26 protein-coding genes, 1 tRNA gene and 1 pseudogene are annotated in these 25,745 nt (G+C 71.0%); 12 read left to right on the top strand and 16 right to left on the bottom strand.

Translation table 11 applies throughout. The annotated features are described in order from the left end of the window. The 3 genes from AC067Z_RS12390 to AC067Z_RS12400 form a co-directional block, all read left to right on the top strand. Positions 1 to 758, top strand: a 758-nt coding sequence (locus AC067Z_RS12390) for an RNA-guided endonuclease InsQ/TnpB family protein (RefSeq protein WP_478789427.1), incomplete at its 5' end; no start/stop codon positions are given. Between the two features lie 50 nt (positions 759 to 808). Then, on the top strand, positions 809 to 988 hold the full coding sequence (locus AC067Z_RS12395) for a hypothetical protein (protein ID WP_478789428.1): 180 nt from the start codon (positions 809 to 811) through the stop codon (positions 986 to 988). Then, a complete protein-coding gene (locus AC067Z_RS12400; protein WP_478789429.1) occupies positions 985 to 1,191 on the top strand; it encodes a hypothetical protein in 207 nt (68 codons plus the stop codon). Before AC067Z_RS12395 ends, AC067Z_RS12400 begins: the two co-directional genes overlap by 4 nt. Positions 1,192 to 1,446: 255 nt before the next feature. Here AC067Z_RS12400 and AC067Z_RS12405 read toward each other — a convergent pair whose 3' ends face one another. After that, positions 1,447 to 2,250, bottom strand: a complete 804-nt coding sequence (locus AC067Z_RS12405) for an SRPBCC family protein (RefSeq protein ID WP_478789430.1) — start codon at positions 2,248 to 2,250, stop codon at positions 1,447 to 1,449. 76 nt (positions 2,251 to 2,326) lie between these two features. Between AC067Z_RS12405 and AC067Z_RS12410 the strand changes: the two are divergent. From AC067Z_RS12410 to AC067Z_RS12420, 3 genes and pseudogenes are all read left to right on the top strand, one after another. Beyond that, positions 2,327 to 2,617: pseudogene (locus AC067Z_RS12410) on the top strand (HNH endonuclease); the annotation flags it as partial. Between the two features lie 259 nt (positions 2,618 to 2,876). Further along, a complete protein-coding gene (locus tag AC067Z_RS12415; RefSeq protein WP_478789431.1) occupies positions 2,877 to 5,222 on the top strand; it encodes a glycosyl hydrolase family 95 catalytic domain-containing protein in 2,346 nt (781 codons plus the stop codon). 244 nt (positions 5,223 to 5,466) lie between these two features. Further along, positions 5,467 to 5,742 carry a hypothetical protein gene (locus tag AC067Z_RS12420; protein WP_478789432.1) on the top strand — a complete coding sequence of 92 codons (276 nt, stop codon included), beginning with the start codon at positions 5,467 to 5,469 and terminating at the stop codon, positions 5,740 to 5,742. 40 nt (positions 5,743 to 5,782) lie between these two features. Here AC067Z_RS12420 and AC067Z_RS12425 read toward each other — a convergent pair whose 3' ends face one another. After that, complete coding sequence (locus AC067Z_RS12425; RefSeq protein ID WP_478789433.1) at positions 5,783 to 6,151, bottom strand: VOC family protein; 369 nt, start codon at positions 6,149 to 6,151, stop codon at positions 5,783 to 5,785. Positions 6,152 to 6,412: 261 nt separating this feature from the next. Here AC067Z_RS12425 and AC067Z_RS12430 point away from each other — a divergent pair, with 261 nt between their 5' ends. Then, complete coding sequence (locus AC067Z_RS12430; protein ID WP_478789434.1) at positions 6,413 to 8,845, top strand: SpoIIE family protein phosphatase; 2,433 nt, start codon at positions 6,413 to 6,415, stop codon at positions 8,843 to 8,845. A 47-nt stretch (positions 8,846 to 8,892) separates the two neighbouring features. Here AC067Z_RS12430 and AC067Z_RS12435 read toward each other — a convergent pair whose 3' ends face one another. The 5 genes from AC067Z_RS12435 to AC067Z_RS12455 form a co-directional block, all read right to left on the bottom strand. After that, complete coding sequence (locus AC067Z_RS12435) at positions 8,893 to 9,069, bottom strand: hypothetical protein (RefSeq protein WP_478789435.1); 177 nt, start codon at positions 9,067 to 9,069, stop codon at positions 8,893 to 8,895. A 33-nt stretch (positions 9,070 to 9,102) separates the two neighbouring features. Then, positions 9,103 to 9,765 carry a pyridoxamine 5'-phosphate oxidase family protein gene (locus AC067Z_RS12440; protein ID WP_478789436.1) on the bottom strand — a complete coding sequence of 221 codons (663 nt, stop codon included), beginning with the start codon at positions 9,763 to 9,765 and terminating at the stop codon, positions 9,103 to 9,105. Positions 9,766 to 10,128: 363 nt separating this feature from the next. After that, positions 10,129 to 11,475: a DUF2252 domain-containing protein gene (locus AC067Z_RS12445; protein ID WP_478789437.1), complete on the bottom strand. Its 1,347-nt coding sequence runs from the start codon at positions 11,473 to 11,475 to the stop codon at positions 10,129 to 10,131. A 367-nt stretch (positions 11,476 to 11,842) separates the two neighbouring features. Then, positions 11,843 to 13,471 carry a ribosomal protection-like ABC-F family protein gene (abc-f, locus tag AC067Z_RS12450; protein ID WP_478789438.1) on the bottom strand — a complete coding sequence of 543 codons (1,629 nt, stop codon included), beginning with the start codon at positions 13,469 to 13,471 and terminating at the stop codon, positions 11,843 to 11,845. Between the two features lie 305 nt (positions 13,472 to 13,776). Then, positions 13,777 to 14,400 (bottom strand): hypothetical protein, encoded by a 624-nt coding sequence (locus AC067Z_RS12455; RefSeq protein WP_478789439.1) that lies wholly within the window; start codon positions 14,398 to 14,400, stop codon positions 13,777 to 13,779. Between the two features lie 521 nt (positions 14,401 to 14,921). Between AC067Z_RS12455 and AC067Z_RS12460 the strand changes: the two genes are divergently transcribed. After that, positions 14,922 to 16,895: a glycoside hydrolase family 5 protein gene (locus AC067Z_RS12460; RefSeq protein ID WP_478789440.1), complete on the top strand. Its 1,974-nt coding sequence runs from the start codon at positions 14,922 to 14,924 to the stop codon at positions 16,893 to 16,895. Between the two features lie 31 nt (positions 16,896 to 16,926). On the opposite strand, the gene AC067Z_RS12465 is transcribed toward AC067Z_RS12460, so the two are convergent. After that, a tRNA-OTHER gene (locus AC067Z_RS12465) sits at positions 16,927 to 17,046 on the bottom strand. Positions 17,047 to 17,255: 209 nt separating this feature from the next. Here AC067Z_RS12465 and AC067Z_RS12470 point away from each other — a divergent pair. Both AC067Z_RS12470 and AC067Z_RS12475 read left to right on the top strand, forming a co-directional pair. Then, positions 17,256 to 17,762, top strand: a complete 507-nt coding sequence (locus AC067Z_RS12470; protein WP_478789441.1) for an SRPBCC family protein — start codon at positions 17,256 to 17,258, stop codon at positions 17,760 to 17,762. A 119-nt stretch (positions 17,763 to 17,881) separates the two neighbouring features. Next, the gene (locus tag AC067Z_RS12475; RefSeq protein WP_478789442.1) at positions 17,882 to 18,322 is read left to right on the top strand and encodes a GNAT family N-acetyltransferase; all 441 of its coding nucleotides are present in this window, start codon (positions 17,882 to 17,884) and stop codon (positions 18,320 to 18,322) included. Between the two features lie 53 nt (positions 18,323 to 18,375). Here AC067Z_RS12475 and AC067Z_RS12480 read toward each other — a convergent pair whose 3' ends face one another. Next, a complete protein-coding gene (locus tag AC067Z_RS12480) occupies positions 18,376 to 18,927 on the bottom strand; it encodes a hypothetical protein (protein ID WP_478789443.1) in 552 nt (183 codons plus the stop codon). 180 nt (positions 18,928 to 19,107) lie between these two features. On the opposite strand from AC067Z_RS12480, the gene AC067Z_RS12485 reads away from it, so the two are divergent. Further along, positions 19,108 to 19,398, top strand: coding sequence for a hypothetical protein (locus AC067Z_RS12485; protein ID WP_478789444.1), 291 nt, complete (start codon positions 19,108 to 19,110; stop codon positions 19,396 to 19,398). 91 nt (positions 19,399 to 19,489) lie between these two features. Here the strand turns inward: AC067Z_RS12485 and AC067Z_RS12490 are convergent, their stop codons facing one another. The 3 genes from AC067Z_RS12490 to AC067Z_RS12500 all read right to left on the bottom strand — a co-directional run bounded on the left by AC067Z_RS12490 (position 19,490) and on the right by AC067Z_RS12500 (position 20,724). Continuing rightward, the gene (locus AC067Z_RS12490; RefSeq protein ID WP_478789445.1) at positions 19,490 to 19,687 is read right to left on the bottom strand and encodes a CsbD family protein; all 198 of its coding nucleotides are present in this window, start codon (positions 19,685 to 19,687) and stop codon (positions 19,490 to 19,492) included. A gap of 185 nt (positions 19,688 to 19,872) precedes the next feature. Then, positions 19,873 to 20,028: a DUF6131 family protein gene (locus tag AC067Z_RS12495; RefSeq protein ID WP_478789446.1), complete on the bottom strand. Its 156-nt coding sequence runs from the start codon at positions 20,026 to 20,028 to the stop codon at positions 19,873 to 19,875. A 240-nt stretch (positions 20,029 to 20,268) separates the two neighbouring features. Next, positions 20,269 to 20,724 (bottom strand): CBS domain-containing protein, encoded by a 456-nt coding sequence (locus AC067Z_RS12500; RefSeq protein ID WP_478789447.1) that lies wholly within the window; start codon positions 20,722 to 20,724, stop codon positions 20,269 to 20,271. 456 nt (positions 20,725 to 21,180) lie between these two features. On the opposite strand from AC067Z_RS12500, the gene AC067Z_RS12505 reads away from it, so the two are divergent. Further along, positions 21,181 to 22,239 carry an NAD-dependent epimerase/dehydratase family protein gene (locus tag AC067Z_RS12505; RefSeq protein WP_478789448.1) on the top strand — a complete coding sequence of 353 codons (1,059 nt, stop codon included), beginning with the start codon at positions 21,181 to 21,183 and terminating at the stop codon, positions 22,237 to 22,239. Between the two features lie 16 nt (positions 22,240 to 22,255). On the opposite strand, the gene AC067Z_RS12510 is transcribed toward AC067Z_RS12505, so the two are convergent. Genes AC067Z_RS12510 through AC067Z_RS12525 form a run of 4 tightly spaced genes read right to left on the bottom strand, consistent with a single transcriptional unit; the run spans position 22,256 to position 25,737 of the window. After that, positions 22,256 to 23,596: a preATP grasp domain-containing protein gene (locus AC067Z_RS12510; RefSeq protein WP_478789449.1), complete on the bottom strand. Its 1,341-nt coding sequence runs from the start codon at positions 23,594 to 23,596 to the stop codon at positions 22,256 to 22,258. Further along, positions 23,593 to 24,480, bottom strand: coding sequence for an SDR family oxidoreductase (locus AC067Z_RS12515; protein ID WP_478789450.1), 888 nt, complete (start codon positions 24,478 to 24,480; stop codon positions 23,593 to 23,595). Before AC067Z_RS12515 ends, AC067Z_RS12510 begins: the two co-directional genes overlap by 4 nt. After that, positions 24,464 to 25,570 carry an iron-containing redox enzyme family protein gene (locus AC067Z_RS12520; RefSeq protein ID WP_478789451.1) on the bottom strand — a complete coding sequence of 369 codons (1,107 nt, stop codon included), beginning with the start codon at positions 25,568 to 25,570 and terminating at the stop codon, positions 24,464 to 24,466. Before AC067Z_RS12520 ends, AC067Z_RS12515 begins: the two co-directional genes overlap by 17 nt. Then, positions 25,567 to 25,737: a CDGSH iron-sulfur domain-containing protein gene (locus tag AC067Z_RS12525; protein ID WP_478789452.1), complete on the bottom strand. Its 171-nt coding sequence runs from the start codon at positions 25,735 to 25,737 to the stop codon at positions 25,567 to 25,569. Before AC067Z_RS12525 ends, AC067Z_RS12520 begins: the two co-directional genes overlap by 4 nt. Between the last annotated feature and the right edge of the window lie 8 nt (positions 25,738 to 25,745).

A 25,745-nucleotide genomic window follows, 5' to 3' on the forward strand; every position in this document is an offset into this window, starting at 1 on the left:
ACATCGCCTTCCGTGTCCAGACCTTGGAGGCCAAACCTGAGCCCCACCAGGGGCCGGACGTCGGCATCGACGTGGGCGTCACCGTGCCCATCGCCCTCTCAGACGGCGAGACGTACGAGCACCGCGAGTGGCTGACCAAGAAGGAGAAGGCCAAGCTCCTGCACTTGGAGCAGCGCGCCGCGCAGCGCAAGCAGCACCGCAGGCCCGGCGAACGCACCAGCCGCCGACTGCACTGCACCTACGACCAGATCGCAGGACTCCGCGCGAAAGCCAAGCGCCGGGCCCTGGACTGGCAGCACCAGACGACCACCGCCATCGCCCGCACATACGGCACCGTCGTGGTCGAAGCACTCACCATCACGAACATGGTCAAGTCGGCCAAGGGGACCATCGAAGAGCCGGGGAAGAACGTGGCCCAGAAGTCTGGGCTGAACCGCTCCATCGCTCAGGAGGCATGGGGCCGGACAGTCACCATGCTGACGTACAAGACCGCCCAGCACGGCGGCACCCTGCACAAGGTCCCCGCACCCGGCACCTCCAGACGCTGCTCAGCGTGCGGCTCCGCCACGCCCGGCAGCCGTGAGTCCCAGGCCGTGTTCGTGTGCAAGAACCCGGACTGCGGCTGGTCGGGCAACGCCGACCACAACGCAGCCCGGAACGTCTTGCACCTGTACCGGACGGGCCTCGCGCTCATCCCGGCTGCCGGGAGGGCAGTCGTCATGCGCGCGAAGCGCGTCAAGCCCGCTGCCGCAAGGTAAGCAGGAATCTCCCGGCTTCAGCCGGGAGAGCACTTCAAGAAGGCGACCTGTTGCAAGCGGTCGTCACCGCTGACGCCGGCGGCTGGACGCTCCTCCCCGATCTGCTGGGTGAGCTCCGCGAGTTGGTGACGGACCTGACGGGGCTGCCGGACCACCTGCACCGGGACGTGCAGGCATTCCTCACGCGTACGGCGCCCCCGCACCCGCCGCGCGCATCGTTTCTGCGGTGAACTTCCTCGCCCGTCCGACGGAGTCCTGGGGCACGGCCGCACCGCAGGCGGCTGCCGCCGCGGCCGTTCCGCTCCCGGGCGCCGCGCCCGCCCAAGAGGTGCTGCCGCTGTTCGAAGCCATCGACCGGCGGTACTTCAAGCCGTCCGCCGAGGCGATCGCCGAGGTGACGAGTCTGCTCGCGCCCGGAGACAGCCGCCGCTGAACCAGGTCTGGGCGATCGCTTCGTGGCTCGCGGCCCCGAGGCAGGCTGAACTACAGCGGCCGTCCCGGATCGCCAGCCACTCCGGACGGATGCCTGGATGGCTGCGGAGCGTTTCGCGCGCCGCAGCGCCGGCCTCGCCGCCTTCGGCAACGGTCATCTCCAGACAGCGCCGGCGGAGCTTGCCCCAGCGGTCATCCACGAACGACAGGAAGATCAACACGCCACGCCGTCAGCCGCCTGGCCAGTTACGGCAGATCAGTCCGTCGCCTCGCGGACGTCCTTTCCCTGCTCGGCGAACGCCTTGAAGTCCTGCATGTGCTGTTGCGACTGCTTGCGGAAGGCGCCGGGCATCAGAAGTCCCACCAGCTTCATCAGAAAGCCGCTGAACCGGTATTCGTTCTCGCTCTCCCAGAGCGTCGTTTCCGGGCCGGCTTCGGTCAGCCGGTCGCGCACGGCGCTCCACATGCCCTCGCCGACGATCTCGCGGTCGAAGTGAACGGCGCTCGTTTTCGGGATCTCGCGCAGGTCTGCCGGTTCCCGGCGTGTGATGGTCTCGGTGCACTCGATCTTCCGCTGGCCCATCTGCATCACGACCCGCGACTTGGTGCCGAGCTGCCCGTGCTCCCCATTCAGCGGCTCGTGCAGCACCAGGCCCCGCAGCCATTTCGGCAGGTGTGCCGGGTCGGCAAGCAGCTGGGCCACCTTCTCCCGCGGCAGGGCGATCTCGATGGAGACGGTGTATTTCATGGTGCGCATCATTCTTTTCCTTTGGGACAACGTGCTTTTGTACTGCTCGTCGTGCTCCTCGGCTGAGGGCACTGCATTCTGTGTCCGTAATGTAAAGGTAGCGAGGTACGGGGCGAGTATCTCCAGTGCCTCTGCCTGTCGGCCCTGTTCGCCGAGCAGCAGTGCCCACTCCCGCGCGCAGAACCACCCCCCATGGCCGGCCCAGAACTCCACCTTCTCGGCATGGCCGAGTTCGAGAAGTCGAGAAGCCAGATGCGGCGGAATGCAACCAGGCTGCGGCCGGGCCCGATAGTCAAGATCAGCAGCGTCCACAGCGCGAACCGTGGCTACTCCCCCTGACACGACCTCCAGCTCCGAATATCGCCTACTGGGGATGACGCCCCCACCAGCTGGCGCGGCCTCCTGGACAGCGACGCGGCGTGAGGCGTACGCGAACGATCTGAAGGCCGACGCGTCGCTGGCCGCAGTCACCGTCCGCGCCCAGCGGTCGAAGGGCGAACAGGACCCCGCCGACTGGCTTCCGCCGGTCCCGGACCGTCGCTGCCGGTACGTCGCGGAGTGGGTCGCCACCAAGCTGCGCCGGCAACTCGACGCCGACGACGCCGAGATGGACGCGCTCAAGGTCTTCGCCGAGGGCCCCTGCGAGGACGCGATCGTCCAGTACGCCGTTGTCCCCTGAGAGACCGGACCGAGCCCGAGGCGTCGCGGCGCCCGCCGGGCCGCGCACCGTCCCGGAGGCACCGGGACGGTGCGCGGCGTGGAGGCGCACCCCGCCCGGCCGCAAGTGCCCGCGGGTCACCAACCCTGAACTGCACACGGATACACGGAGGCTCATCGGATCTCTTCCGCCGTATTGACTGACTTCCGCCACCTCTCTACCTTCCACCGAAAGATAGCTCGGATGAATTGCCGTCCGTACGAGCCGCCTGGGAGGCGTCATGGCCACGTCCAGAAGAACCGTCCTCGCGACGGGAACGGCGATCGGCGGGGCGCTCGCGGCGGGAGTCGCCGGCGCTCTTCCCGCTCGGGCGGCGCCCCTGGCGCCCGAGGCGCACGAAGGTGCCGCCGCCGGCGTCAGGGCTCCCGAGGACAGCTGGCGCACCGTCCTCGACGACGCCGACCTCGTCTGGCGGCGGATGCCGAAGACCTGGTACGAGGGTCCGTTTCTAGGCAACGGCCGCCTCGGTTCAGGGATCTACGCCGAGCCGGACGGCGGCAACGCGATCCGCTTCAACATCCAGCACTCCGAAGTCCAGGACCACCGCCCCGAGTTCGGCTCGCTCTTCGGCCTCGCACGGCTGCCGATAGGCCACTTCACCCTCGAACCGGTCGGCACCGTCACCGCACTCGACTGGCGGCTGCGGCTGCGTGACGCCGAACTGACCGGCACCCTCACCACCACCGCCGGCACTCTCCGGCTCCGCGCCTTCGTGCACACCTCCAGCTCCGTGCTCGCCGTCGAAGTCACCCCGAGCGAGGGCGAGAAGGCCTTCCGCTGGAGCTTCCGGCCGGCCGAGGCCATCAGCCCGCGCGCCGCCTTCCGGCCCCTGCCCGAGGGCTACCGGGCCAATCCGCCGGCCGTCGTCGAGCGGCGCGGCGAAATGACCGCCGCCGTCCAGCCCTTGCTCGCCGGCGGGCAGCACGTCACCGCCTGGCGGGAACGCACCGACTCCCACGGCGGCCGGCGCACCCTGTGCGTCTCCGTGGCGCACTCGTTCCCGGGGACGACCGCCCGCGAGCGCGCCCTGCGTACGGTGCGGACGGCGTCGGCGACCCCGTACGACGTCCTCGTGCGCCCGCACCGTGACTGGTGGGCCCGTTACTACCGCAAGAGCTTCCTCTCGCTGCCCGACGCCCGGCTGCAGCGCTTCTACTGGATCCAGCTCTACAAGACAGCCGCCGCCGCCCGGAAGGACGCCCCCGTGATGGCGACCTGCGGTCCGTGGCTCGAGTCCACCCCCTGGCCCAACACGTGGTGGAACCTCAACGTGCAGCTGGAGTACTGGCTCATCCACGGCTCGAACCATCTCGAACTGGACGCCGTCACCCGGGCCCTGAGCGAATTCCGGGACCAGCTGACCGCCGAGGTCGCCGCACCCTACCGGTCCGACTCCGCGGGGATCCCGCGCACCACCGACACCCGCCTCGTCAACGGCGGCGCCACACCCAGTGGCAACGGCTACGGTGTCGGCATTCCCGGCCAGAACCCGCCCACCCCCGAGGTCGGCAATCTGACCTGGGCCCTGCACAACGTCTGGCTCTCCTACCGCCACACCATGGACACCTCGATCCTGCGCGACGTGCTCTTCCCCCTGCTGCGCAGAGCGGTCAACTACTACCTGCACTTCCTGACCCCGGGCTCCGACGGCAAGCTGCACCTTCCGCCGACGTTCTCGCCCGAGTACGGCGTCGACGCCCCCGACTGCAACTACGACCTGATGCTGCTGCGCTGGGGCTGCCGCACGCTGGTCGAATCGGCCCGCACGCTCGGCATCGACGATCCGCTGTCCGGGCGCTGGCAGGAGGTACTGGCCCGGCTCGTCCCCTACCCGGCCGACGCCAACGGCTACATGATCGGCGCCGGTGTGCCGTTCGCGAAGTCCCACCGCCACTACTCGCATCTCCTCGCCGTCTATCCGCTGTACGAGGTCACCGGCCGTACCCCCGAGGAACGTGCGCTGATCGAGAAGTCCCTCGGCCACTGGGTGAGCTTCGAAGGCGCGCTCCAGGGCTACACGTTCACCGGTGCGGCGTCCATGTCCGCCCTGCTGGGCAAGGGAGAGGACGCCCTCGGCTACCTGGGCCAGCTGATGAGCCGCTTCATCCAGGCCAACACCATGTACAAGGAGTCGGGCCCGGTCATCGAGACGCCCCTGTCCGCGGCGCAGTCGCTGCACGACATGGTCTGTCAGTCATGGGGCGGGACGATCCGTGTGTTCCCCGCCCTGCCGGCCGCCTGGCGGGAGCTCGTCGTCCACGACTTCCGCACCCAGGGCGCGTTCCTGCTGAGCGCGGCCCGTGAGGAGGGCCGCACCCGCTGGATCCGCATCTCCAGCGAGGCGGGCGCTCCCTGTGTCGTACGGCACGGGATCGAGGGGCCGATCGACATCCGCGACCGGCACGGTCGGCGGCTGACGTACGAGAACGCCCCGGACGGCGCGGTCCGCATCCCGCTGAAGAAGGGCGAGTCGGCGCTGATCACAGCGAGGGGCGACCACCCCGATCCGACGATCCGCCCGGTCGCCCCGAACGAGCCGGCACCCGCATGGGGGCTGCCGCTCTGAATCCCGGAACCCGCCGCCGTGCCGACGGGCCGTGCACGCCGAACCATGCGCCGTGCACGCTGCACCATGCGCCGTGCCGAAACGGGCCGTGACGCGGCACCGCGCCGTGCCGAAACGGGCCGTGACGCGGTACCGCGCCGTGCCGACGGCGCCGAACCATGCGCCGTGCCGACGGGGTGAACCACTCCGCCCGGCACGGCGCGGGACCGGTCCACGGTGCACCGGGCGCGACTACGGTGCCGCCATGGACCTCGACGACGACGTGGACCGGCTCGGCCGTGACGAACTGGCCGCGGAGGTGCGCCGGTTGCGCGCGGGTATCCGTGCGCACCGCGACAGCACGGGCCACGATCTGTGCTGGCACCACCCCCGGTTGTGGAACCTGCTGCCGGAGCGCGTCGACCCCGACATCGCCGTGCCACCGTGGCCGCGCTTCCTGCGCGGCTGCGTCCGCTATCGGGAATCGCTCGACGCCCAACGCCCCGACGCGCCGGTCGACGACCGCGAGTACGGCGGGTAGCGGGTATGCGCGTGCCCTGTTGCCCCTGTTGCCCCTGCGCTCACGAGCGCCCGGTGTCGATCACGCAGAACCGGTTGCCTTCCGTGTCGGCGAGCACGACGAAGTCCGCGTCGCCCGGATAGGGACCCCAGTCGACGCGGACCGCGCCAAGCCCCACCAACCGTTCGACCTCGGCAGCCTGGTCAACGGCGTCCCCGGCGTACAGGTCCAGGTGGACACGGGGACGTTCCTGGAGCGGGGTCTCGCTGCGGCCGAGGGACAGCTGCGGGCCGGTCCCTCGTGCCGGCACGAGGACGACCCAGTCGTCCTCCATCTGCTCGCGCGCCACGTAGTCCAGGGCTTGCATCCAGAACGCGGCCGCACGCCGTACGTCCGAGACGCCGAGGACGACGGATCCGATTCTCAGCATGCCCCGATTCTGCCGGACGGTCCGCCGGCCGGCTGGGAGCACGGCCGCCGCTTCGCGCAACGACGGCCCGGCACCGGCCTTCCTCCGCACGGCCGGCCGCACGTCCACCCCACGTCCAGCCGGACGTCTCCGGCCCGGCGGACGTCAGGTCACGCCCGTGTTCGGCGGCGCACGGCCCCGGTACCCCCGGATCCGCGGCCGTCCGGAATACGCTGCACACGGCTATTTCGGTACAAAACACCAATGGTGGGGACGGCTCGGATGACACAGGACCCACGCGGCATCGCGCTGGAGGACGCCTCGGCCGATCCGTTCGACGCGGACCGGGCAGCCACCGCTGTCGTCGACGGCGACGGGGTTCTCGTCCGGTGGAGCGCGGCGGCCACGCAATTGCTCGGCCTCGAGGCGTCCGAGGTCGTGGGGCGCCGTGCCGTGGACCTGCTCACCGTGGCGGGCGCCGCCGAGGCCGCGAGCGGGCTGCGGCGTGCCGGACAGGGCTGGCACGGGGTCGTTTCCGTACAGGCCAAGGGTGGGCGGGCCGTGGATCTGGCCGTACGCGGATACCCCTCCATCAGCCCCGGTTCCGAACCGTACTGGCTGATCCTGGCCATCGAGGCCGCCCGGATGCGCCGCTGGGAGGAGGACTGGGCCGTGCTCGCGGGCCTGTTCACGCAGTCATCGGTGGGTCTGCTGATCGCCGACTCCGACCTGCGGTGCACGCGGCGCAATGTCGCCCTGGAACGCATGACCGGCGTGCCGGTCGAGGAGCGTCTCGGCAGGCGGGTCGGCGAGGCGCTGCCCGAGCTGAACGCCGCCGAGATCGAGGAGGCCATGCGCCTGGTCCTGGCCACGGGTGTGCCGAAGCACGATGTCCTGCACCGCGGCCGCACCCCGGCCGATCCGGACCGCGAACACGTGTGGTCCACCGGCACCTTCCGGCTCCAGAATCAGGCAGGCGAGGTCCTGGGCCTGTGTCAGTCCCTGGTGGACGTCACCGACCGGCAGCGGTTCCAGGAACGCGCGCTGCTGCTCAACGACGCCACGCTGGGAATCGGCAGCACCCTCGACGTGACCCGGACCGCCCAGGAACTGGCGGACGTCGCGGTCCCGCGGCTGGCGGACACCGTCTCGGTGGACCTGCTGGACGCGGTGGTGCGGGGCGATGAGCCGACGCCGGGTCCGGTGGAAGAAGGGGTCACGCTGAGGCGCGCTGCCTACCGTTCCGCGTGGAACGGCCCGGCGCGCGCCGCGTTCGCCGTGGGCGAGTCGAGCCGCTTCGACCCCGCATCACCGCACGCCCTGTGCATGGCCGACCTGCAGGCACGACTGGTCGCACGGCTCGACTACGAGGGGCCCTGGCTGCGGAACGATCCGCAGCGGGCGGCGTCGATGCGCGACGCGCGCTCGCACTCCCTGATCGTGGTGCCGCTGTTGGCGAGGAACGTCCTCATGGGCGTGGCCGGCTTCTACCGGTGGCAGAAGCCGTTCCCGTTCGACGACGACGATCTCGCGTTGGCCACCGACCTCGCCACCCGGGCCGCGGTCTGTATCGACAACGCCCGCCGCTACACCCGGGAACGCGCCACCACACTGTCCCTGCAACGCAGCCTGCTGCCGAGCGGACTTCCCGAGCTCCCCGCGGTCGAGGCCGCCGTGCGGTACCAGCCGGCCGGCGAGGACGCCGACGTGGGCGGGGACTGGTACGACGTCATCCCGCTGTCCGGGGCCAGGGTTGCCCTGGTCGTCGGCGACGTACCCGGACACGGAATGCACGCCTCGGCCACCATGGGGCGGCTGCGCACCGCGGTGCACACGCTCGCCGATCTGGATCTGCCCCCGGACGAGCTGCTCACCCAGCTCGATGCCCTGGTCGCACGTCTGGACGAGGAGGCCGACGGCGCCGACGACGGGCACCGGGCCGTCCCGGCAACCGGAGCGACGTGCCTCTACGCCGTGTACGACCCGGTCGACCGGCGCTGCACCCTGGCCCGAGCCGGTCACTTTCCGCCTGCGATCGTCCACCCCGACGGCACCTTCGACCTGCCCGTACTGCCCGCCGGGCCGCCGCTCGGTCTCGGTGGCCTGCCGTTCGAGTCGGCCGAACTCGACCTGGCCGTCGGCAGCCTGCTGGTGCTGTACAGCAACGGGCTGGTCCAGGCCCGCGATCCCGACATCGACGTCGGCCTGAGGGAGCTGCGTCGTCTGCTGTCCCACCCCGAACGCCCCCTGGAGGAGCTCAGCGACCGGGTGACCGAGACCCTGCTGCCCTCCAGCCCGCCGGACGACGTCGCGCTCCTTGTCGCCAGGACCCGTGCGCTGGGCAGGGACCAGGTCGCCTCGTGGGATCTGGAGGCCGACCCCGCCTTCGTCGTCGAGGCGCGCAACCTCGTGGCCCGGCAGCTGTCCGAATGGGGCCTGGAGGAGTGCCTCTTCACCACCGAGCTGGTGGTCAGCGAGCTGGTCACCAACGCCATCCGCTACGGCCAGCCGCCCATCCGTCTGAGGATCATCCGGGACCGGAGCCTGATCTGCGAGGTCTCCGACGCCAGCAGCACGTCTCCCCATCTGCGCCGTGCGAAGGCGGACGACGAGGGCGGCCGCGGGCTGTTCCTGATCGCCCAGCTCACCGAGCACTGGGGCACCCGGTACACCAGCAGTGGCAAGACGATCTGGACCGAACAGCCCCTGCTTTGAGGGCCGACAGGACGAAAGGCCGGGGCCGGGAGCGGGCCGCGCGTGGCCTACTCCTCCGGCGCGGGCGGCACGGAGAAGGCCGTCGCGCCGCGCACCGCAGCGGCGACCACGTCCGCGGGTGCACCCGACGCCGTGTAGGCGTCGCCCCATGCCTCGCTGCTGCCCGTCATGACCTCCCTGGCCTCCGCGGACTCCTGACACGCCACGGCCTGCGCGGGATCCATCGTGTCTCCGGCCACTTGCAGACGCAGGCCGTTTCAGTACTGGTGGCTCACCGTCGCCGGAGCCGGGTCGAGCGGCCCGACCGGCCTGGTCGGCGGCACGGCCGGCGGTGCGGTGACGAAGTACTCGGCATCCTTGGGCCGGCCTTCGGCAGCGAACCGCGGGCGCTGCGCGGGCTCCAGGTGCGGAATGTGCTTCGAGCAGTGCACATACGCCTCCTCCACCGTGAGATGGACCCACAGCTCGGGTCGGCGCCCGGGAGCACTGTCCACGGGCAGGTGGGGAAAGGCGTGCCGCTGCTCTGTGTCGGTGCGCAGTTGCGCCGATCCGTTGACATGCAGCCCGATGTGGTGGTGGGTGAAGTCGATGAACAGCATGCCCAGATGTGGGTTCTCGGCCATGTTCCCGGCGCTGGCGAGCACGCCGTTGCCGCGGTACTCCGGGTAGGTCAGGGTGCGTTGGTCCAGATCGACGACGAACCCGGCAGGGCCCGCGCGGAAGCTGGCGTCGCACTCGCCGGCGGCATCGGACGTGGAGAGGAAGACCATGGTCTGGTGCCGTATGAAGTCCCGCATCTGAGGCGTCAGCTGCGGTTGCACCTGGCGGCCGTAGAAACCGGCCGCCCGCTCCGTGCTGCCGAGGTGGTCCTGCAGCAGTCGCTCGCCGGCGGATCCGAAGGTGCCGCTGTGAGAGGTCACGGGAGTTCGTCCTCTTCCTGTGGGACAGATGCGTTGCGCGGCAAGGGTCTCTCCCTGCCCGGTGCCCGGCGGGGGCCGGGCCGATGAAGTCACCCATGGTGCCGGTCGCGGGTGGTGCGCAGGCGGCGAAGCCGTCGCACAGTTGTGAAGATCCTTGGCTCATCGGCGTGCCGTGCCGTCGCCGTGGCGGTCGGCCGAGTGTGTGTCGAGCACCGTCCACCCGTGCGGGGCACACGACTTCGTTACCCCGTACGCACAAACTCCACACAACTTTTCGGCCACGGACGCCCGGTGCGGAATCGGCCGCGACCCGGACGTCCGCCTCTCCATCGGGGAGAGCGCGCAAGCGCGAGCCGCAGCGGCTCAGAACTCCGCGGCCGCCGGCAGCTCACCCGTCGCGATCGCCGCCGCCAGCGCCGCGTGATCGGCGATGGTCCGCCGCGCGTAGCGCATCGCGAACTCGCCGATACTTCGGTCGAACGAGTCGCTCCCGCCCAAATACGACGCCAGGGCGATGCGGTCGCCGGTACGGGCATGGGCCCGGCCCAGCGCCGTACCGCACAGTTCCGCGTAGGACCGCAGCATGCGCGGCTGCATGGAGGACACATCGGCCGAGCCCTTCATGTCACGCAGCTGCCGCCAGTAGAACTGCCGTCCCTCCGGGCCGGTCACCCAGCCGAGGAAGATGTCGCTCGCCGCCTGGAGCATCCGCTGTCCGGCCACGACGCGATGACCGGCGTGTGCATGTGCGGCCGGTCCCAGGTGGGCTTCCAGGACCGACGGTTCCGCCTCCTTGATCTGGAGGAAGAGCGGGTCGTCCGCGTCGCGGCCCTGCAGCAGGGCGATGTAGCAACGGGTTCCGACACTGCCGACACCGACGACCTTGCGGGCCGCGTCCACGACGCGGAAGCGGTCGAACAGCAGCCGCCGGTCCTCCGACAGCGTCGAGCGGTAGTCGGCGAAGGCCTTCTGGACCGTCGCCCGCTCGGCGGCCACCGCCGGTTCGAGGAGCGGCGGGTCGTGAACGATCCGACGGCGGCCGTCGACGACCTCGGTGAGCTTCTCCCTCGCGTGCAGATTCGTCCGGCGCCGGGCTCGCGCCAGGCTCGCGTCGACGCGGGAGCGGTCGCGCGGGCGCACCAGCGGCAGGACGTCGCGGGTGTCCACGCGCTCGTACCATACGGCGAGTTCACCGAGCGCGGCGAGCCGCTGCACGGTCTTCCGGTACGAGCGCACACCGGCGACCACCGCGCGGCGGGCATCCGCGTCGTCATGGGAGTTGTCCTGCGCGGCGACGGCGATGCTTGCCGCCAGGCGCTTCACATCCCATTCGAAGGGCCCCGGCAGCGTCTCGTCGAAGTCGTTCAGATCGAAGAGCAGAGCCCGCTCCGGCGAGGCGTACAGGCCGAAGTTGAGCAGGTGCGCATCCCCGCACAGCTGGACCATGAGCCCGCTGTGCGGCTGCGCGGCGAGGTCGGCGGCCATGACGGCCGCGGCCCCGCGGAGGTACGTGAACGGCGAGTCCGCCATGCGCGCGTAGCGGATGGGCAGCAGTTCCGGCACGCGGCGCACGGCCTGCTGCCGCAGGACGTCCAACGGGTCGGCCCGGTCGGCGGACGGCACCCAGGCTCCGTGCGCGGAGCGCGGCACGACCTTCCGCGCGGCCCTTCCACTCAACGCGCGCTCCTCGGGGCTCCGGTACGCCGTCATGTGACACCGCTCCCCTGCGCGCACGGGGAAGGCGCGGACCGGGATGCCCGCCTCCGGATGCCGAACCCGGGAAGGACACGGCGATCGCCGAGGACCAAGTCGCCGCGATGTGCCGCGTCAACGCTCATACGGCCTCCCTCACGCGCGGGACAGGCGGTGATTCAGGGCTGTGACCTCCAGTGAACGGCCGCCGCCGGGTCGCCGCATCCCCGCCGTGGCCCGCACCTGCCGTTCACCCCAACGGCCGCGCCCCGCGTGCGGGGCACCGATGACGTTGCCGCCTCGCGCCCATGCGTCGCCGGCGGGAGGCCGCGCGGGAATTCCCGGGCAGGAATCCCCCGCGCGGTCACGGAAGGTCCGCCCCGGCTCAGGCGGCGACAGCCCGGCCGGAGCACAGCTCCAGCCGGTCGCCGCCGAATCCGCTGCTGAACCGCCGGTCGTGGGAGACGGCGACCACCGCCCCCTCGTACGCCGCCAGAGCAGTCTCCAGCTCCTCGACGAGGCTCAGCGCCACATGATTGGTCGGTTCGTCCAGCACCAGGAGGTCCGCGGGTGAGCTGAGCAGTCTGGCCAGTTCGAGGCGCCGCTGCTGGCCGATCGACAGCGCGGCCACGGGCACGGCGAGATCCTCCGCGCGGAACAGACCCAGACCGAGCAGCTCGTCCGCGTACTCCTCCGGATGCCCTCGGCGCCCCGCCGCGTACGCCGCGAGGAGCGGCTTGCCCGACGGCAGGGAGGACAGCTCCTGCGGGAGGTAGCCGACCGCGACCTGCTCCGGACGGTGCACCGTCCCCGTGTCCGGCCTGAGGTCACCCGCGAGTACACGAAGCAGCGTGGTCTTGCCCGCCCCGTTGGGGCCGGTCACCAGCAGTCGCTGCCCGGCCTCCACGCGCAACCCCTCCAGCCGCAGGCGGTCGCCCACCGTGATGCCCGCCAGCTCGGCGAGCACGCCGTCACGACCACCGGACACGGGACGCGCCGCGAACCGCAACGGCTCCGGCGGTGCCGCCACCGGAGCGTCGCGCAGCTGTTCCAGGCGTACGCGAGCGGCCCGGACACGTCCGGAGAGCTTCGCCTCGTGCGAACGGCGATGCTTCCCGAACCCCTGACGCGGATCCTTGCCCGTCGTCGCGAGCCGCTGACCTGCGGCGGCCACGAGTTCCTCGGTGCGGGCCAGATCGGCCAGCCACTCCTGATGGTCCGTCTCCCAGCGGCGCCGCGCGGCGGCCTTCGCCGCCCGGTAGCCCGCCCATCCGTCGCCGTAGCGGGTCACCGCGCGGGTGTCCCGGTCGACCTCGAGGATCGTCGTGGCGATCCTCTCCAGGAAGGCGCGGTCGTGGGTGACGGCGACCACGGTTCCGCGGTGCGCCCGCAGCCGCTCCTCCAGCCACCGGGTGGCCTGCACGTCGAGATGGTTGGTCGGCTCGTCGAGCACCAGCAACTCGGGTGCGGCGGCCAGCACACACGCCAGTGCCAGCCGGGACTGCTCCCCGCCGGACAGCGTGCCGATACGACGGTCGCGCCCGATACGTGCCAGGCCGAGCCCGTGCAGCGCGGCCTCGACACGGGCGTCGGCCTCGTAACCGCCCCGTGCCTCGAAGACGGCGAGGAGTTCCCCGTACGCGGCGAGCTCCTCCTCGTCGGCGGTTGCCAGGCCCGCCTCGGCCAGTCGCATCCGCCGCTCCAGATCGCGGAGCTCGGCGAGCGCCGCGTCGACGACTTCCTGAACGGTGTGGCGGGGGCCGACGTGGAAGGTCTCGGCCAGTGTCTGGGCGAGATGCCCGGTCCCGCCGGGCGCGCTGATGGTGATCTCTCCGCTGTCGGCGGCCTCGGCGCCGGAGATCAGCCGCAGGAGGGTGGACTTGCCGGAGCCGTTCTCCCCGATGACTCCGGCCCGCTCGCCGGGCCGGACGGTGAGCGACACCTGGTCGAGGACGGCACGGTCTCCGTACGCCTTGGAGACGTCCTTCATGGTCAATTGGGCGCGTTCGCGCATGTTCTTTCCCTGAAAATGACATGCCTGCGGGGGGGGGGTGCACGGCGGCACCTCAGCACACGCAGGGGGCGGGTTCTGTCGGACCGGGGGATCAGGGAACGTCAGCGGAGCCGTCGGCAGGTGCCGCGGCTCGGGCTGCGTCCGCGCCCGGAATCAGAGAAAGAAGTAGTGCTTGTGAGAACCCATGCGCCCAGTGAAGCACAGGGTGGGGGAGGGGCAGGAACCCTTTTTGCCGCCACCGCATACGGCCGCGTCCCGCGCCCCGTGTCGCGGGACGCGGCCGCCGGTGGTCAGTGGAGTCCGGATCAGTGGAGCTTGGCGACCGCCCTGACGGTCGTCCTCTTGAAGTCGGCGACCTGGGCGTGCTGGAAGTTGCCCATCTGACTCCAGCGGACGAACGTCACGGTCCGGCCGTCACGTCCTACGGAGAACAGCCCGATGTCCGACGCGCCCCAGGCGTGAGCGGTGTGCAGTCCGTAGACGTGGGCGCCTTCCTCGACGTTCAGCCTGCCGTAGTACCTGCCGGTCGCCGTGACGTCGGGGTCCTGCTCCATGAGCGTGTCCGCGCAGTCGGCGAGCTTGTCCCTCCAGAGCGCGGCGAGCGCCTTCGCCCGCGGCACGCTGCGCTCGACGACCGTCACCTGCAGGGCGCTGGTGTCGAACTCGGTACCGTACTGGCGGTGCTGTGAGATCGACGGCAGCGATTCCCCCACGCAGATGGGCAGCGGGTCGGGCTGCCCCGGCGTCACCGGGCCGGCGTACCAGGGCGAGGTCGGGTGCGGCGGCAGCTCGCCGGGCGCGAGGAAACGCGGCGACGAGGTCGTGGCGGCCGAGGCGGACCCCGACGCGCCGAGCAGGCCGACCACGGCCGCGCAGGCGGCGACTGCAGCCAGGGCGGCACGGGCAGCAGGACGGATACGGACGTTCATGATTCCCCCAGATCAATGGTCAGGCCGCCGGGCACGCGGCACCTTCTCGGGCGAGCGGTGGCGGCGTACGGCCGGGGCGGAAGGCTCCGGCGAGCGGCGTGCCTTCAGAGTGCGGGGTGGGGCCGGCAGGGGGCAACGCCCGCGGCGGGGAACGGGACGGTGAAACCGTTTCACCCCCGCTGACGTGGCAGAACGCGGCCGGGTGGAATGCCGTGCCGCACGATGGAAGGGGTGCGGCCCGGTGACCGGCCGGTGCCGGCGGCCGGATGGCGCCGGCAGCGACGCCCGCGCCCGTGCAGCGACGCGGGCGAGGTTCGCGCACGTGCGACGCCGGCGACGCTCGCGCCCGTGCGACGCCCGCGACGGCCGGCCGTCGGCCGCCCGCCCGCGGCGCGACTGTTCTCGGCCATGTCGGCCGACGGGGCGAGGCCCGCCCGGGAGATCCCCGTCGCAGCACTGTTCGTGCCGTGGCGCGCCCGGCATGATGGCGCAGCCATGACAAAGACGAGGGGTGGGCAGGCATGCGTGAGGGACATGGGCCGTTGACGGCCGTGACCGCATTGTTCTTCAGACCGGTGCTCGCGGCCGCGGTGTGCGGACTCCTGATCGGCCTCGTCGGACTGCCCACCCGGCCCTTGGTGCAGACCGCCACCGACGCCCCTGCCGCCGCCGCAGTCCCGCCCGTCCTGCCGCCGGCCGCGGCGGACTGGACACCTCCGCTGAGCACTCGGGGGCGCTACATCGTCGACGCCGACGGCAACCGCTTCAAGCTCAAGTCGGGGAACTGGCACGGCGCGAGCGGCACCTGGACCGGCTCCGGCAGCCCGGACGACCCGGCGAACAACCATGCGGGGGAGAAGTCGGACCGCATCCCGCTCGGCCTCGACCGCGCCCCGATGACGGAGATCGTCGCGGGCTTCCGGGAACTGGGCCTGAACAGCGTCCGCCTCCCGTTCTCCAACGAGATGGTGCACGACACGCGCCCTGTCACGGACGCCTCCGTGGCCGCCAACCCGGCGTTGCGGGGCCGGACGCCGCTGGAGATCTACGATGCGGCCGTCGACGCGCTCACCGATGCCGGACTCGCGGTCGTCCTCAACAACCACACCAACACCACCCGTTGGTGCTGCGGCGTGGACGGCAACGAACGTTGGAACGCCAGTCGGACCACCGAGACCTGGGAGAACGACTGGCTGACCATGGTGCGCCGCTACCGCGACAACCCGCGTGTGGTCGGCGCCGACCTGTACAACGAGGTCCGGCGCTCGGTCCTCGACGACCCCAACTGGGGGCTCGGCGACGGCCATGACTGGTTCGCGGCCTCGCAGCGACTCGGCGACCGCATCCTGCAGGAGGCGAATCCGGACCTCCTGGTGATCGTCGAAGGGATCAACTGGACCGGCATTCCGGTGGACGGCTTCCCCCACGAGCGCCCCACGCTCGAGCCCGTCCAGCGGCTCTCGCACACCCTGGTCAGGTCCCGCAAGCTCGTCTACTCGGCCCATTTCTACGACTACACCGGACCCCGGCACACCGGCGCGACCGGCACGGGCGAGACGTCCGACCTGCGATACCGGGACTTCACCCGCGACGAACTGTCCGCCGTACTGGACCGACAAGCCTTCTACGTGAGCGGCGAGACCGACCGGCATTTCACCGCGCCGGTGTGGATCAGCGAGTTCGGGATCGGCGGCCGGGACGAGACCGGCACGAAACAGCGGGCCTGGTTCGAGAACTTCGTCGACCATCTGGTCCGGACGGACGCCGACTTCGCCTACTGGCCGCTGGTGGGCTGGCACGAGAACAAGAAGGGCAACGGCTGGGCCCTCCTGCACTGGGACTCCGCGGGACGGCGGATCGGCGTGTACGACGGCGATGACTGGCGCGCGGGCGCGTGGCGCCGGCTGACCGGCGCCGCCGGCCGCACCGGCCACGTCCCCGCCGTCGACCGGTGGTCCCAGCTGAGCCCCGACCACGCCGACTTCGTCCAGTCCCTGACGATGCGCAGCCGGGGGGACTGGGACACCGGCGCACGCAAGGCCGCATGCCCCGACGGTCAGCGCCTCGCGGGGCTGAGCCACACCGGCAACCGGGCCCTGTGCACCGACACGGGTGCGCGCGGCCTGTGGCCGGCGGGCGGCAGACACGAGGTGGTGCGCGACGAACGGCACGTGCCCGCGGGCGCCGACTGGGCCTCCGGCTACACCAAACTCCAGTGCCCGGCCCGCCACTTCCTCATCGGCTACAGCGTCCGTGGCAACGCCGTCTCCGCGGCCTTGTGTGCCGACTCTGCGACGGCACTCGGCACGGCGGGCCGCACCGTCTGGTTCGACCGGGGCGACAACCGCCCGCCCGCGGCGCGCGGCGGCGACTTCGCCCACGGCCGGTACAAGGGCCAGTGCCGGGACGACGAGTACGCCGCCGGAATCGCGTACACGGGCCGCGTGGGTGCGCAGCGGACCCCGGACGCCCTGCTGTGCCGCACGCTCCGCTGACCGTCTCGGTGGGCGCGGCTGTGTGCGGCTGCGGAGCCGGCGGGATTCGAACCCGCGGACAGGGAGGGCAGGTCCGCCCCTGCCCCGTCAGTCGGCGTGCGGGCGGACCTGCCCCCACGCCGATCGCAATGGGCCGCTCTGCCACGGCTCCGCAACCTGCGGGACTGCGCGCAGTCCCGCTCCGGCGAGAGTAGGGACGGTGCCCTGCGGCAGGCGAACTGTTTTGCGGGGAGGGCGGTTGGCGGACGCCGCCGGTGTCCCCGGGGAGGCGCGCAACGCGCCGGGCGAGGGCATCGTGCACTGTCAACGGCCCGGAAGGCTGGGACCATCACGACTGCGACAGCCGACGGAGGAACCGACATGACGACAGCGCCACGTCCCACAGGCCGGCTTCTGCGTGCCGCCGACGGTTTCGATCTCGTTCTCACACGGACGTTCCGCGCCCCGGCCGACGATGTCTGGGCGAGCATCACCGAACCGGAGCGTACCGCCCTGTGGTTCGGCCCCTGGCAGGGCGACGCGGAACCCGGCCGCACGATCCGGGTCCAGCTGGCCTTCGAGGAGGGCACCCCCTGGACCGAGATGCGCATCGAACAATGCCAGGCCCCCACGCTCCTCGCCGTGACGGCGGAGGACGACGCGGGCAGATGGTCGCTGGAACTGCGCCTGAGCGAGACGCAGGGCACGACGGAACTGCACTTCGTCCAGCACCTCACCGGCCGCGAGGGGATCGGGGAGATCGGCCCCGGCTGGGAGTACTACCTCGACAAACTGGCCGCCGCCCGCGCGGCCCGCCCGGCACCGGCCTTCGAGGACTACTACCCGGCGCAGAAGGCGTACTTCGACGGGCTGGAGCCCACCTCCTGACGCCACTCCATGGGCCCCACTCCTGACGCCCACCGCCTGACGCCCACCGCCTGACGGCATGCCGCCCTCGGCTGCCGAATCAGGTTGACGCCCCGTGAGGTGTGCGGTTGTCTGGCGCCGTGTCCGACCTTCGCATCGAAAAGGTGGACGGTGATGCCGCCATCCACGACTGGCAGCACGTCCACAACCTGATCATCCCCAGCGCCGTCCTGTCCCTCGACGAGGTGCGCGAGCGCGCCGGGCGCAACGTCCTGGAGGTTGCGTACCTCGGCGACGCCCTCGTGGGCTGCTCGACGGTTCGCCCGCCCACCGACGACCCCTCGACGGCCACAGTGATCGCCCGTGTGCTCCCCACGCACCGCGGCCGGGGATTCGGCGGACAGATCTACGAGCGCGGGCTGGCGCAGGCACGGGAGCTCGGCGCGAGCGTGATCGAGACGGTCGTCTGGGGATCCAACGAGGACGGACTCCGCTTCGCGCAGGGCCACGGATTCGTCGAGGTCGAGACGTATCTGCTGCCGGGAGACGACGTCCCCTGGTTCACGCTGCGACTGACCTGACCTGACCTGACCTGACCTGACCTGACCTGACACGACCTGAGCCGGCAGCCGGTTCACGCCGTTGCTGCCGGGATGTGATGTGGTGCCTGCGTGAGCAGCAGGCGGCCGTCGGCGCGGATGTTGCACTCGCCGATGATCCGATCGACGACGGTGATCCGTCCGTCCCGGGTCTCCAGCCGCAGCGTCACCGTCACCTCGCCCAGCCCCGAACGCGGTCCGTCCGCTTCCTCCAGGCGGCGGTACAGAGTGTTCGGCCAGCGGTCGGGATCCGAGTCGTGCCAGATGCGCAGGTTGCGGTCGCTGTAACGGCAGTGCTGGCCGCCGTGCGGCTCCTGCAGGAGCGAGTGGCTCATCGGCAGTGCGCCGAACAGCGGGGCGAGCCGTGTGCGAAGTCGGTCGTTCTCGATCAGGCGGTGCTGCTGCCAGCTCCTGCCGCTGGGTGCCGTCATACGCAGCGCGGCGAGCAGATAGGCATGTCCGTCGGGGGAGGTGCCGGGGTGGTCCGTGCGCCAGTGCGGCCAGGACACCGTGCGTGGTGGCAGTGGCTGGTTCCCGTCCGGATGGCGGCCGTCGCCGGCCGGACGCACCACCTGATCGTCGTTCACCGGCAAATTATGGCCCGCGCACGCCCCTGTGTGACCGACACCGGGGAACCGGGGCCGAAACATGCTGTGTTGGACGGCTCGTCCGAGATTCACCCGCCCGGCGTCCAGCGGCACCCGTGTCATCGCCGCACGTAGGGGTACCCGACAAACCACCCCACCCCCTGGGACAGGTGAAAGACAGTGACCGGAGAGTACAGGCCGGAAGGCTTCGAAGACACCGACGATCCGCTGCCGCGGGACATGCCCGATCAGCAGACCGGTACGGAAGAGGATCCATGGGATCCGGAAGAGCCCGAAGGGACACAGGAGGCCACCGCTCGGCCCGGAGAGGCCGAAACAAAGGAGGGCGAGAGCGAGAAGAACGCCCCCGACGTACCGGACATCGACGAGGCCGGGGCGGGACCCCGCTCGGATCCGCCCGCGGGCGACGATGACGCCGGGCGGCCCGAGCCCGATGAATCAACCGGCTGAGAACCGGCCTCGATGCCGCCTCGATGCCGGGGGAGGACGACGAAAGGGGCCCGGCGTGAGCCGGGCCCCTTTCAGGTGCGAGCGGAAGGGCTCAGTCGCCCTTGATGGCGTCCCGTGCCTTCCGTGCCCCGTCCTTCGTCTTCTCCTTGGCATCGCGCATCGCGCCCTTGGTCTTCTCGGACCGACCTTCGGCAGTCAGCCTTTCGTTTCCGACGGAGCGTCCCGCGCCTTCCTTGATCCTGCCCTTGGCCTGCTCGGCCTTGGCCTTGGACTTTTCGTGTGCACTCATGAGAGCACCTCTCGCCTCTCGCGTAGAAGGCGGATTCCCGATCTGCCGTGGCATAAACGGGCACTGACGCGAGTGAGGTGGCGGTGAATCGTAAATTGCCGCCCTCACCTTGCGAATTGCGGTGGCCGCGGAGGGAATTGCCCGAACGGGGGCAATCTCCGTCCCGAACCGATCAGGTGGCGCTGCTACCAGTAGTGACGTCGGCCGCCCACTGCGTGACCGACGGCGCCCAGGACCCACAGAACCGCCCCGATCGCGATCAGGATGATGCCTATCGTCCAGAGAATTCCGATGCCGGCCACGGCACCGATGATGAGAAGGATGAGTCCGAGAATGATCATTTCGCCCTCCGATGACGGAGTATCCCTACGCGTACTGTTTTCCGCTTAAGGGCGTGGCAAACAGTCTTTCCGTCTTCTCGCCGCGCATCGTGGGTGGTTCACGAAAATCGGCTCACCGAATTCGGCTGCCGGCCGGACACCGCGCGGGGTGGCGCACCCCTGCCATGGCCGGGCGCTGACAGGCAGTCAGTACGCCTCGCCCCGCCGCGGTTTCCCCCGTTCCTGGTTCGGCAGGACTCCTCAGCCCGTACCTGCCGTCGTCGTGGTGGTCGTGTAGACGCGGTGAACGAACTCGGCGATCTGCTCGTCCGTGAGGTTCTTCGCGAGATTCGCCTCGGTGATCATGCCGATGAGGCGGTGACCGCTCTTGACGTCGATCACCGGCAGCCGTTTGATCTGGTGCTCCTCCATCGTCGTCAGAACCTCGCCCGCGGGGGCGTCGGCATCGATCCAGTGCACCTTGGCATTGAGGGAACCGGCCTGCACGGATGCCGGGTCGACCCCCTCGGCGCAGCACGTGACGACGATGTCGCGATCGGTGATCAGTCCGGTGAGCCGGTTGTTGTCGCCGCAGATGGGCAGACAGCCGACGTCCAGATCGCGCATCATCTTCGCTGCGTCGTGCAGGGACTGGTGGGCGCCGACGCACTGCACGCCACCGGTCATGATGTCTCGGGCCCGCATGTTCTCCGCCATGATGTGCTCCCGTCCTCGACAGGGTTGCGCCCTTCGTCTCGATGACAGCACGAATGGCCCAACGTCGCTTCCGGGGCGGCCGGGCACCTGTCGGCGCCCTCGACGGCGAAGCGCTCGCGAACGGGCGCGAGCCGTCGACATGCACCTGCTCGACCGCCGCCGCATCAGCGCCCAGCTCACCCATGGTGACGACGCGGAGACCGCAAGTGCAGTGCCGACCGCGTTCGATGATCTCGTACGCCACGCCACGCCCCGGACCTGCGGCCTGCGCCCCGGGCGGACGTCCCCGCTCCGTCCCGTCCCGGGCGCAGCGGACCCCACGCTGCGAACCAGCAGGGTGACCGCTGCGCACCCGCCCTGACCTGCAGCGCGCAACGGGGGAGAGGGCCGCATGAGCTGCGGAGAGCCGGGTACCCCCCACTCGTGGGGGCCATCTCCCCGCGGAAGGGCGCCGACATGAGTGGGACGACCGGCACGAACGGCAGCGCGGTCCGGGGCACGGGCGGCAGGGACGGCCTGCGGGTCGTGGTCGTCGGCGCGACCGGCAACGTGGGAACGAGCGTCGTCCAGGCGCTGAGCGCACAGCCGGAGGTGGCCTCGGTGCTCGGCCTGGCACGCCGGGTCCCGGACTGGCAGCCCGACCGCACCACATGGACTGCCGCGGACATCGATCCCGACGGCACCGACCTGGCACCACTCCTCAGCGGCGCGGACGCCGTCGTCCACCTCGCCTGGAAGTTCCAGCCCACCCACGACCCCGTCACCACGTGGCGCACCAATGTCCTCGGCAGCATCCGTCTCTTCGAGGCGGCCGCGGCCGCCGGGGTCCCGGCACTGATCCACGCCTCCTCGGTGGGCGCGTACTCCCCGGGGCCCAAGGACCGGGCCGTGGACGAGAGCTGGCCCACGCACGGCTGGCCGCAAGCGGCCTACTGCCGGGAGAAGGCGTATCTCGAACGCTTCCTGGACGCCTACGAGCAGACTCACCCGGACATCCGGGTGGTCCGTATGCGCCCGGCGTTCCTCTTCAAGCGGGAGGCCGCTGCCGAGCAGCTGCGGATCTTCGCCGGCCGACTGGTGCCCGCGCAGCTGGTGCGCCCGTCGCTCGTGCCGGCCGTCCCCGACCTCCCGGGACTCACCTTCCAGGCCCTGCACACCGACGACGCCGCTGCCGCCTACCGCGAGGCCGTGCTGCGCCCCGTGCGCGGCGCCTTCAACCTCGCCGCCGATCCGCCGCTGAACGCAGTCGAACTCGCCGGCCTCCTCGACGCCCGGCTGCTGAGCTGCCCCTCGGCACCGGTACGGGCAGCGCTGTCCGCGGCGTGGCGGCTGCGTGTGGTGGGCGCGTCACCGGACCTGTTCGACGCGGTGCTGCGCCTTCCGCTGCTGGACAGCTCACGGGCGCGCGCCGAGCTGGACTGGCAGCCGCGGTACACCGCCCTGGAGGCGATGCAGCAGTTCTTCGACGGCCTGCGCGACCGGGCGGGTATGGCGACCGCGCCGCTCGCTGCCTGACGTGCCCTGGCGGCGGTCAGGGGCCGAGCTCCATGACCTCCGTCAGCGCCGTCTCCAGTTCCGCCACGCCTGCGCCGTCCGGCCCGATGGCCGCGTACCGCCAGGACCGTCCGTCGGCGGGAGCATCGCCGTAGAGCACAATTCCCGCCCCGCGACCCGGATCCCAGCCGAGACCTGTGGTCCCCAGCAGTCCCAGCACGCCGGCGAAGGTGTGCGCCCTCGCCGACCGTCCCTTCCCGATGAGCCAGGCAGGAGCGGCGAGTCCGGCCCGCCGGCCGAGGCGGTCCGCCATGACGTACGGGGTGGTGGTGGCCGTCCGGCGGACATTGCTCTCCGTCGCATAAAGCACGCCGTCCGCGACGACCGCATCGAGGCTGTAGGGCCCCGCGTATCCATGGGATGCCAGGTGCTCTCCGAGGGCTGCTCCCCATCGCTCCAGTTCGTGTACGAGCGGGTCGGCAGCGCCTTCCAGGGGCGACACGTACCCGGTGAAGGCGCCACCGGTCGTACGCATCTCACCGGTGAACAGCACTCGCGGTACCCGCGCGGACGTCTCCATCTGGACGCTGACGGACCTCGCGACATCGAGCCACTGCTCCACCACCCAGGTACCGGTCGCTGAACCGCCGCACGCGGACCGCAGCGTGTCGGGAAGGGCGCCCCCGTCCCCGCGGGTGAGGAACCGCAGTCCGTATCCGCCGGCGGAGCGGTCCGGCTTGATGACGGCGCGTCCGTGGCGTGCCAGCAGGGAGGCTGCCGTCTGCGTCAGTCGGTTGCCGGTGCACGCCTGGCCGGGCGGCACCCGGATGCCCAACTCGGCGGCGGCGCCACGAAATCCCGTCTTGGTGTTCAGCCGGTACGCCACGGCCAGTGCTTCCGCAGGCGGGCCTCCCGGGCCGTACGGCGCCACCGGGACGCCCAGTTCCGCGGCGAGGCGGACGGCGGAGGTGTCCAGAGCCAGGGGAAGCAGCCGGACCCCGGGACGCTCGGCGGCGAGCGCACGGAGCGTGCTCACCAAGCCGCCCCGACGGACGGTGTCCCCCATGAGAAGGCCGGGCTCCGGCGGCGCCGTGAGGACCTCGACGGAATCGCGCGGCAGGCCGAGCGTCTCTTCCGCGTAACGCCGGAAATCAGCGCTCAACGGGGCCGGCGAGACGAGTACGTCCCCCGGACGGGTCAGCCAGATCTTGCGCGGCGCCTGTTCCGCCCACGCCGTCAGCGGGTCCTGGGCGCTCGGGCTGATCGCAAGGTCGGAGGCGAAGTTCGCGTAGACGATCAGCGGGTCCCGGTGTTCCTCCGTGCTGCCTTGTCCGCGCGGCCCCGCGCCGAGCGGACGGTGACGGGGCCCGCCGCTCACGGGAGGGGGGTGCCGCCGGTGGCGTTGACGATCTCCGCCGTGATGTAACTCGCGCGGGGCGAGGCCAGGAAGACGAAGGCCGGGGCCATTTCCGCCGGCTGTGCGGGACGGCCGAGCGGTGACTGCTTGCCGAACTCCACGGTGTCCGGGAGCGTGGCGGGGATGAGCGGGGTCCACACCGGGCCGGGCGCGACCGCGTTCACGCGGATGCCCTGCTCGGCCACCATCTGCGCCAGACCCTGCGTGAAGGTGATGATCGCACCCTTGGTCATCGCGTAGTCGAGGAGATGGGGACTGGGCTTGTAGCCCTGGACCGACGTGGTGTTGATGATGCTGCCGCCCCTGGGCATATGGGGCAGCGCCATCTTCGACAGCCAGAACATGCCGTAGAGGTTGGTCCGCACGACCCGGTCGAACTGCTCGGTCGTGATGGCCTGGATGCCGTCGGGCTGCGACATCTGGTAGGCCGCGTTGTTGACGAGGATGTCGATCCTGCCGAACCTGTCGACGGCGGTGTCGATCAGCCCCCGGCACTGTTCCTCCCGGCGGATGTCGCACTCCACGGCCACCGCCTCGCGGCCCGCGTCCTCGATCAGCCGGGATGTCTCGCGGGCGTCCTCCTTCTCCTCCGACAGGTACGTGAACACCACGTCGGCGTCCTCTCGGGCATAGGCCAGGGCGACGGCCCTGCCGATCCCGGAGTCCCCGCCGGTGATCACGGCGACACGGTCGGCCAGGAGTCCATGCCCCTCGTAGGAGTCCTCGCCGTGATCGGGCGGCGGATCCATGGGGCCGGTCCAGCCGGGATGCGGCTGATTCTGGTCCGCGAACTCCGGCCGCGGGTGCCGAGTGACCGGATCGTCCTTCTCATGACGTGCTGCCACGACGTTGCTCCTTCGGTCCTGTCTTCCCGGCACGGGCCGGCTGCTGTTCCCCGGTGGTCGATCCGTCGCCGAGCGGCGCGCGCAGGCTCGTCCGCCCGTCGCGCCATGCGGACATGAGCGAGGCTCCGAACCGGTCCTCGACCCACTCCGTCGCGGCGATCCCGAACGCCATGTCCGCCGCGAGCGCCGGCTCTTCGGCCAGCAGCCCGCCGATGACGTCCCGGCGCACCACCTGTTCGTGGACCGCGTCGGCGGTGACGTGCTCGCTGTAGAAGTGTTCGGCGGCCGGACCCGCGCCGGTACGCCGCATCGCCCGGCCGAGCCGCCGCGAGGCGGGGGGCGACGTCGTCTCCACCGCCGCGAAATGCCCGACGAGCGCTCCGCGCAGCGCGCGGTGCAACCCGAACAGCGACATCAGATTCACCGTGGCCAGCATCTCGGGGCCGACGGCGTCGAGGTAGCGGCCGTAGGAAGCGTCCAGGCCCAGGTCGTGCAGAAGATCGGCGAAGAGCTGAGCGTGCACTCGCTCCGCCCGCCCGGCACCGAACTCGTCGAACTCGACGGCGACGAAGGCCGCTTTGCTCCTGCCCCGCAGCCGCGGGATGACCCAGGCATGCGGGTCGGCCTCCTTGAGGTGGTAGAGGGAACGCTGGGCGGCGTACTCCCGCAGGTGTGCCAACGTGCCCTCGTCGCACAGGAAGTACGAGACCCCAGTGCCGCCGACCGGTTCGACGAGGATGCCGTCGAGAGCCGTCCCCAGATCCGGATGACCCGCCGTGTCGGCGCGCAGCGCCTCGAGGAAGCGGCGCTCCAACGCGCCTCGCAGTCGCAGGAGTTCCGGATCCCACTCCCAGTCCGCGTCGACGCCGTCGAAGCCCTGGTAGTGCAGCTCGTAGCAGACGTAGAGGGCGAGTTGGAGATCGTCCGAGTACGGCGCGACCCCGGAGGCTGCCGTGGGATCGGGCAGCCGCCCGCCGACGGGTCCGCGCAGAGAGGTCAGCAGTGCCCGCGACAAGTCCCCTCGCTGTTGCGGAAGCCGGGGCCGAACGGGTGTGGACGCGGGCGTGGCGGCTGTCCCACGGCGGGTCATGACCTGCTCCGGGCACGGTGGCTGGTGTCGCACCATGGATAGGTGCGGCTGCGGCGGCAGGTGCAGATCGCCACGACGAACCGGTCGGACCGGACGACGGTGCCGTCGTCGAGAGTGAGTTCCACAGGCCCTTCGACGAGCAGCGGACCGTCGCCGGTCAGCGTCATCCGCCGGG

Source organism: Streptomyces sp. NPDC043812 (assembly GCF_056436245.1).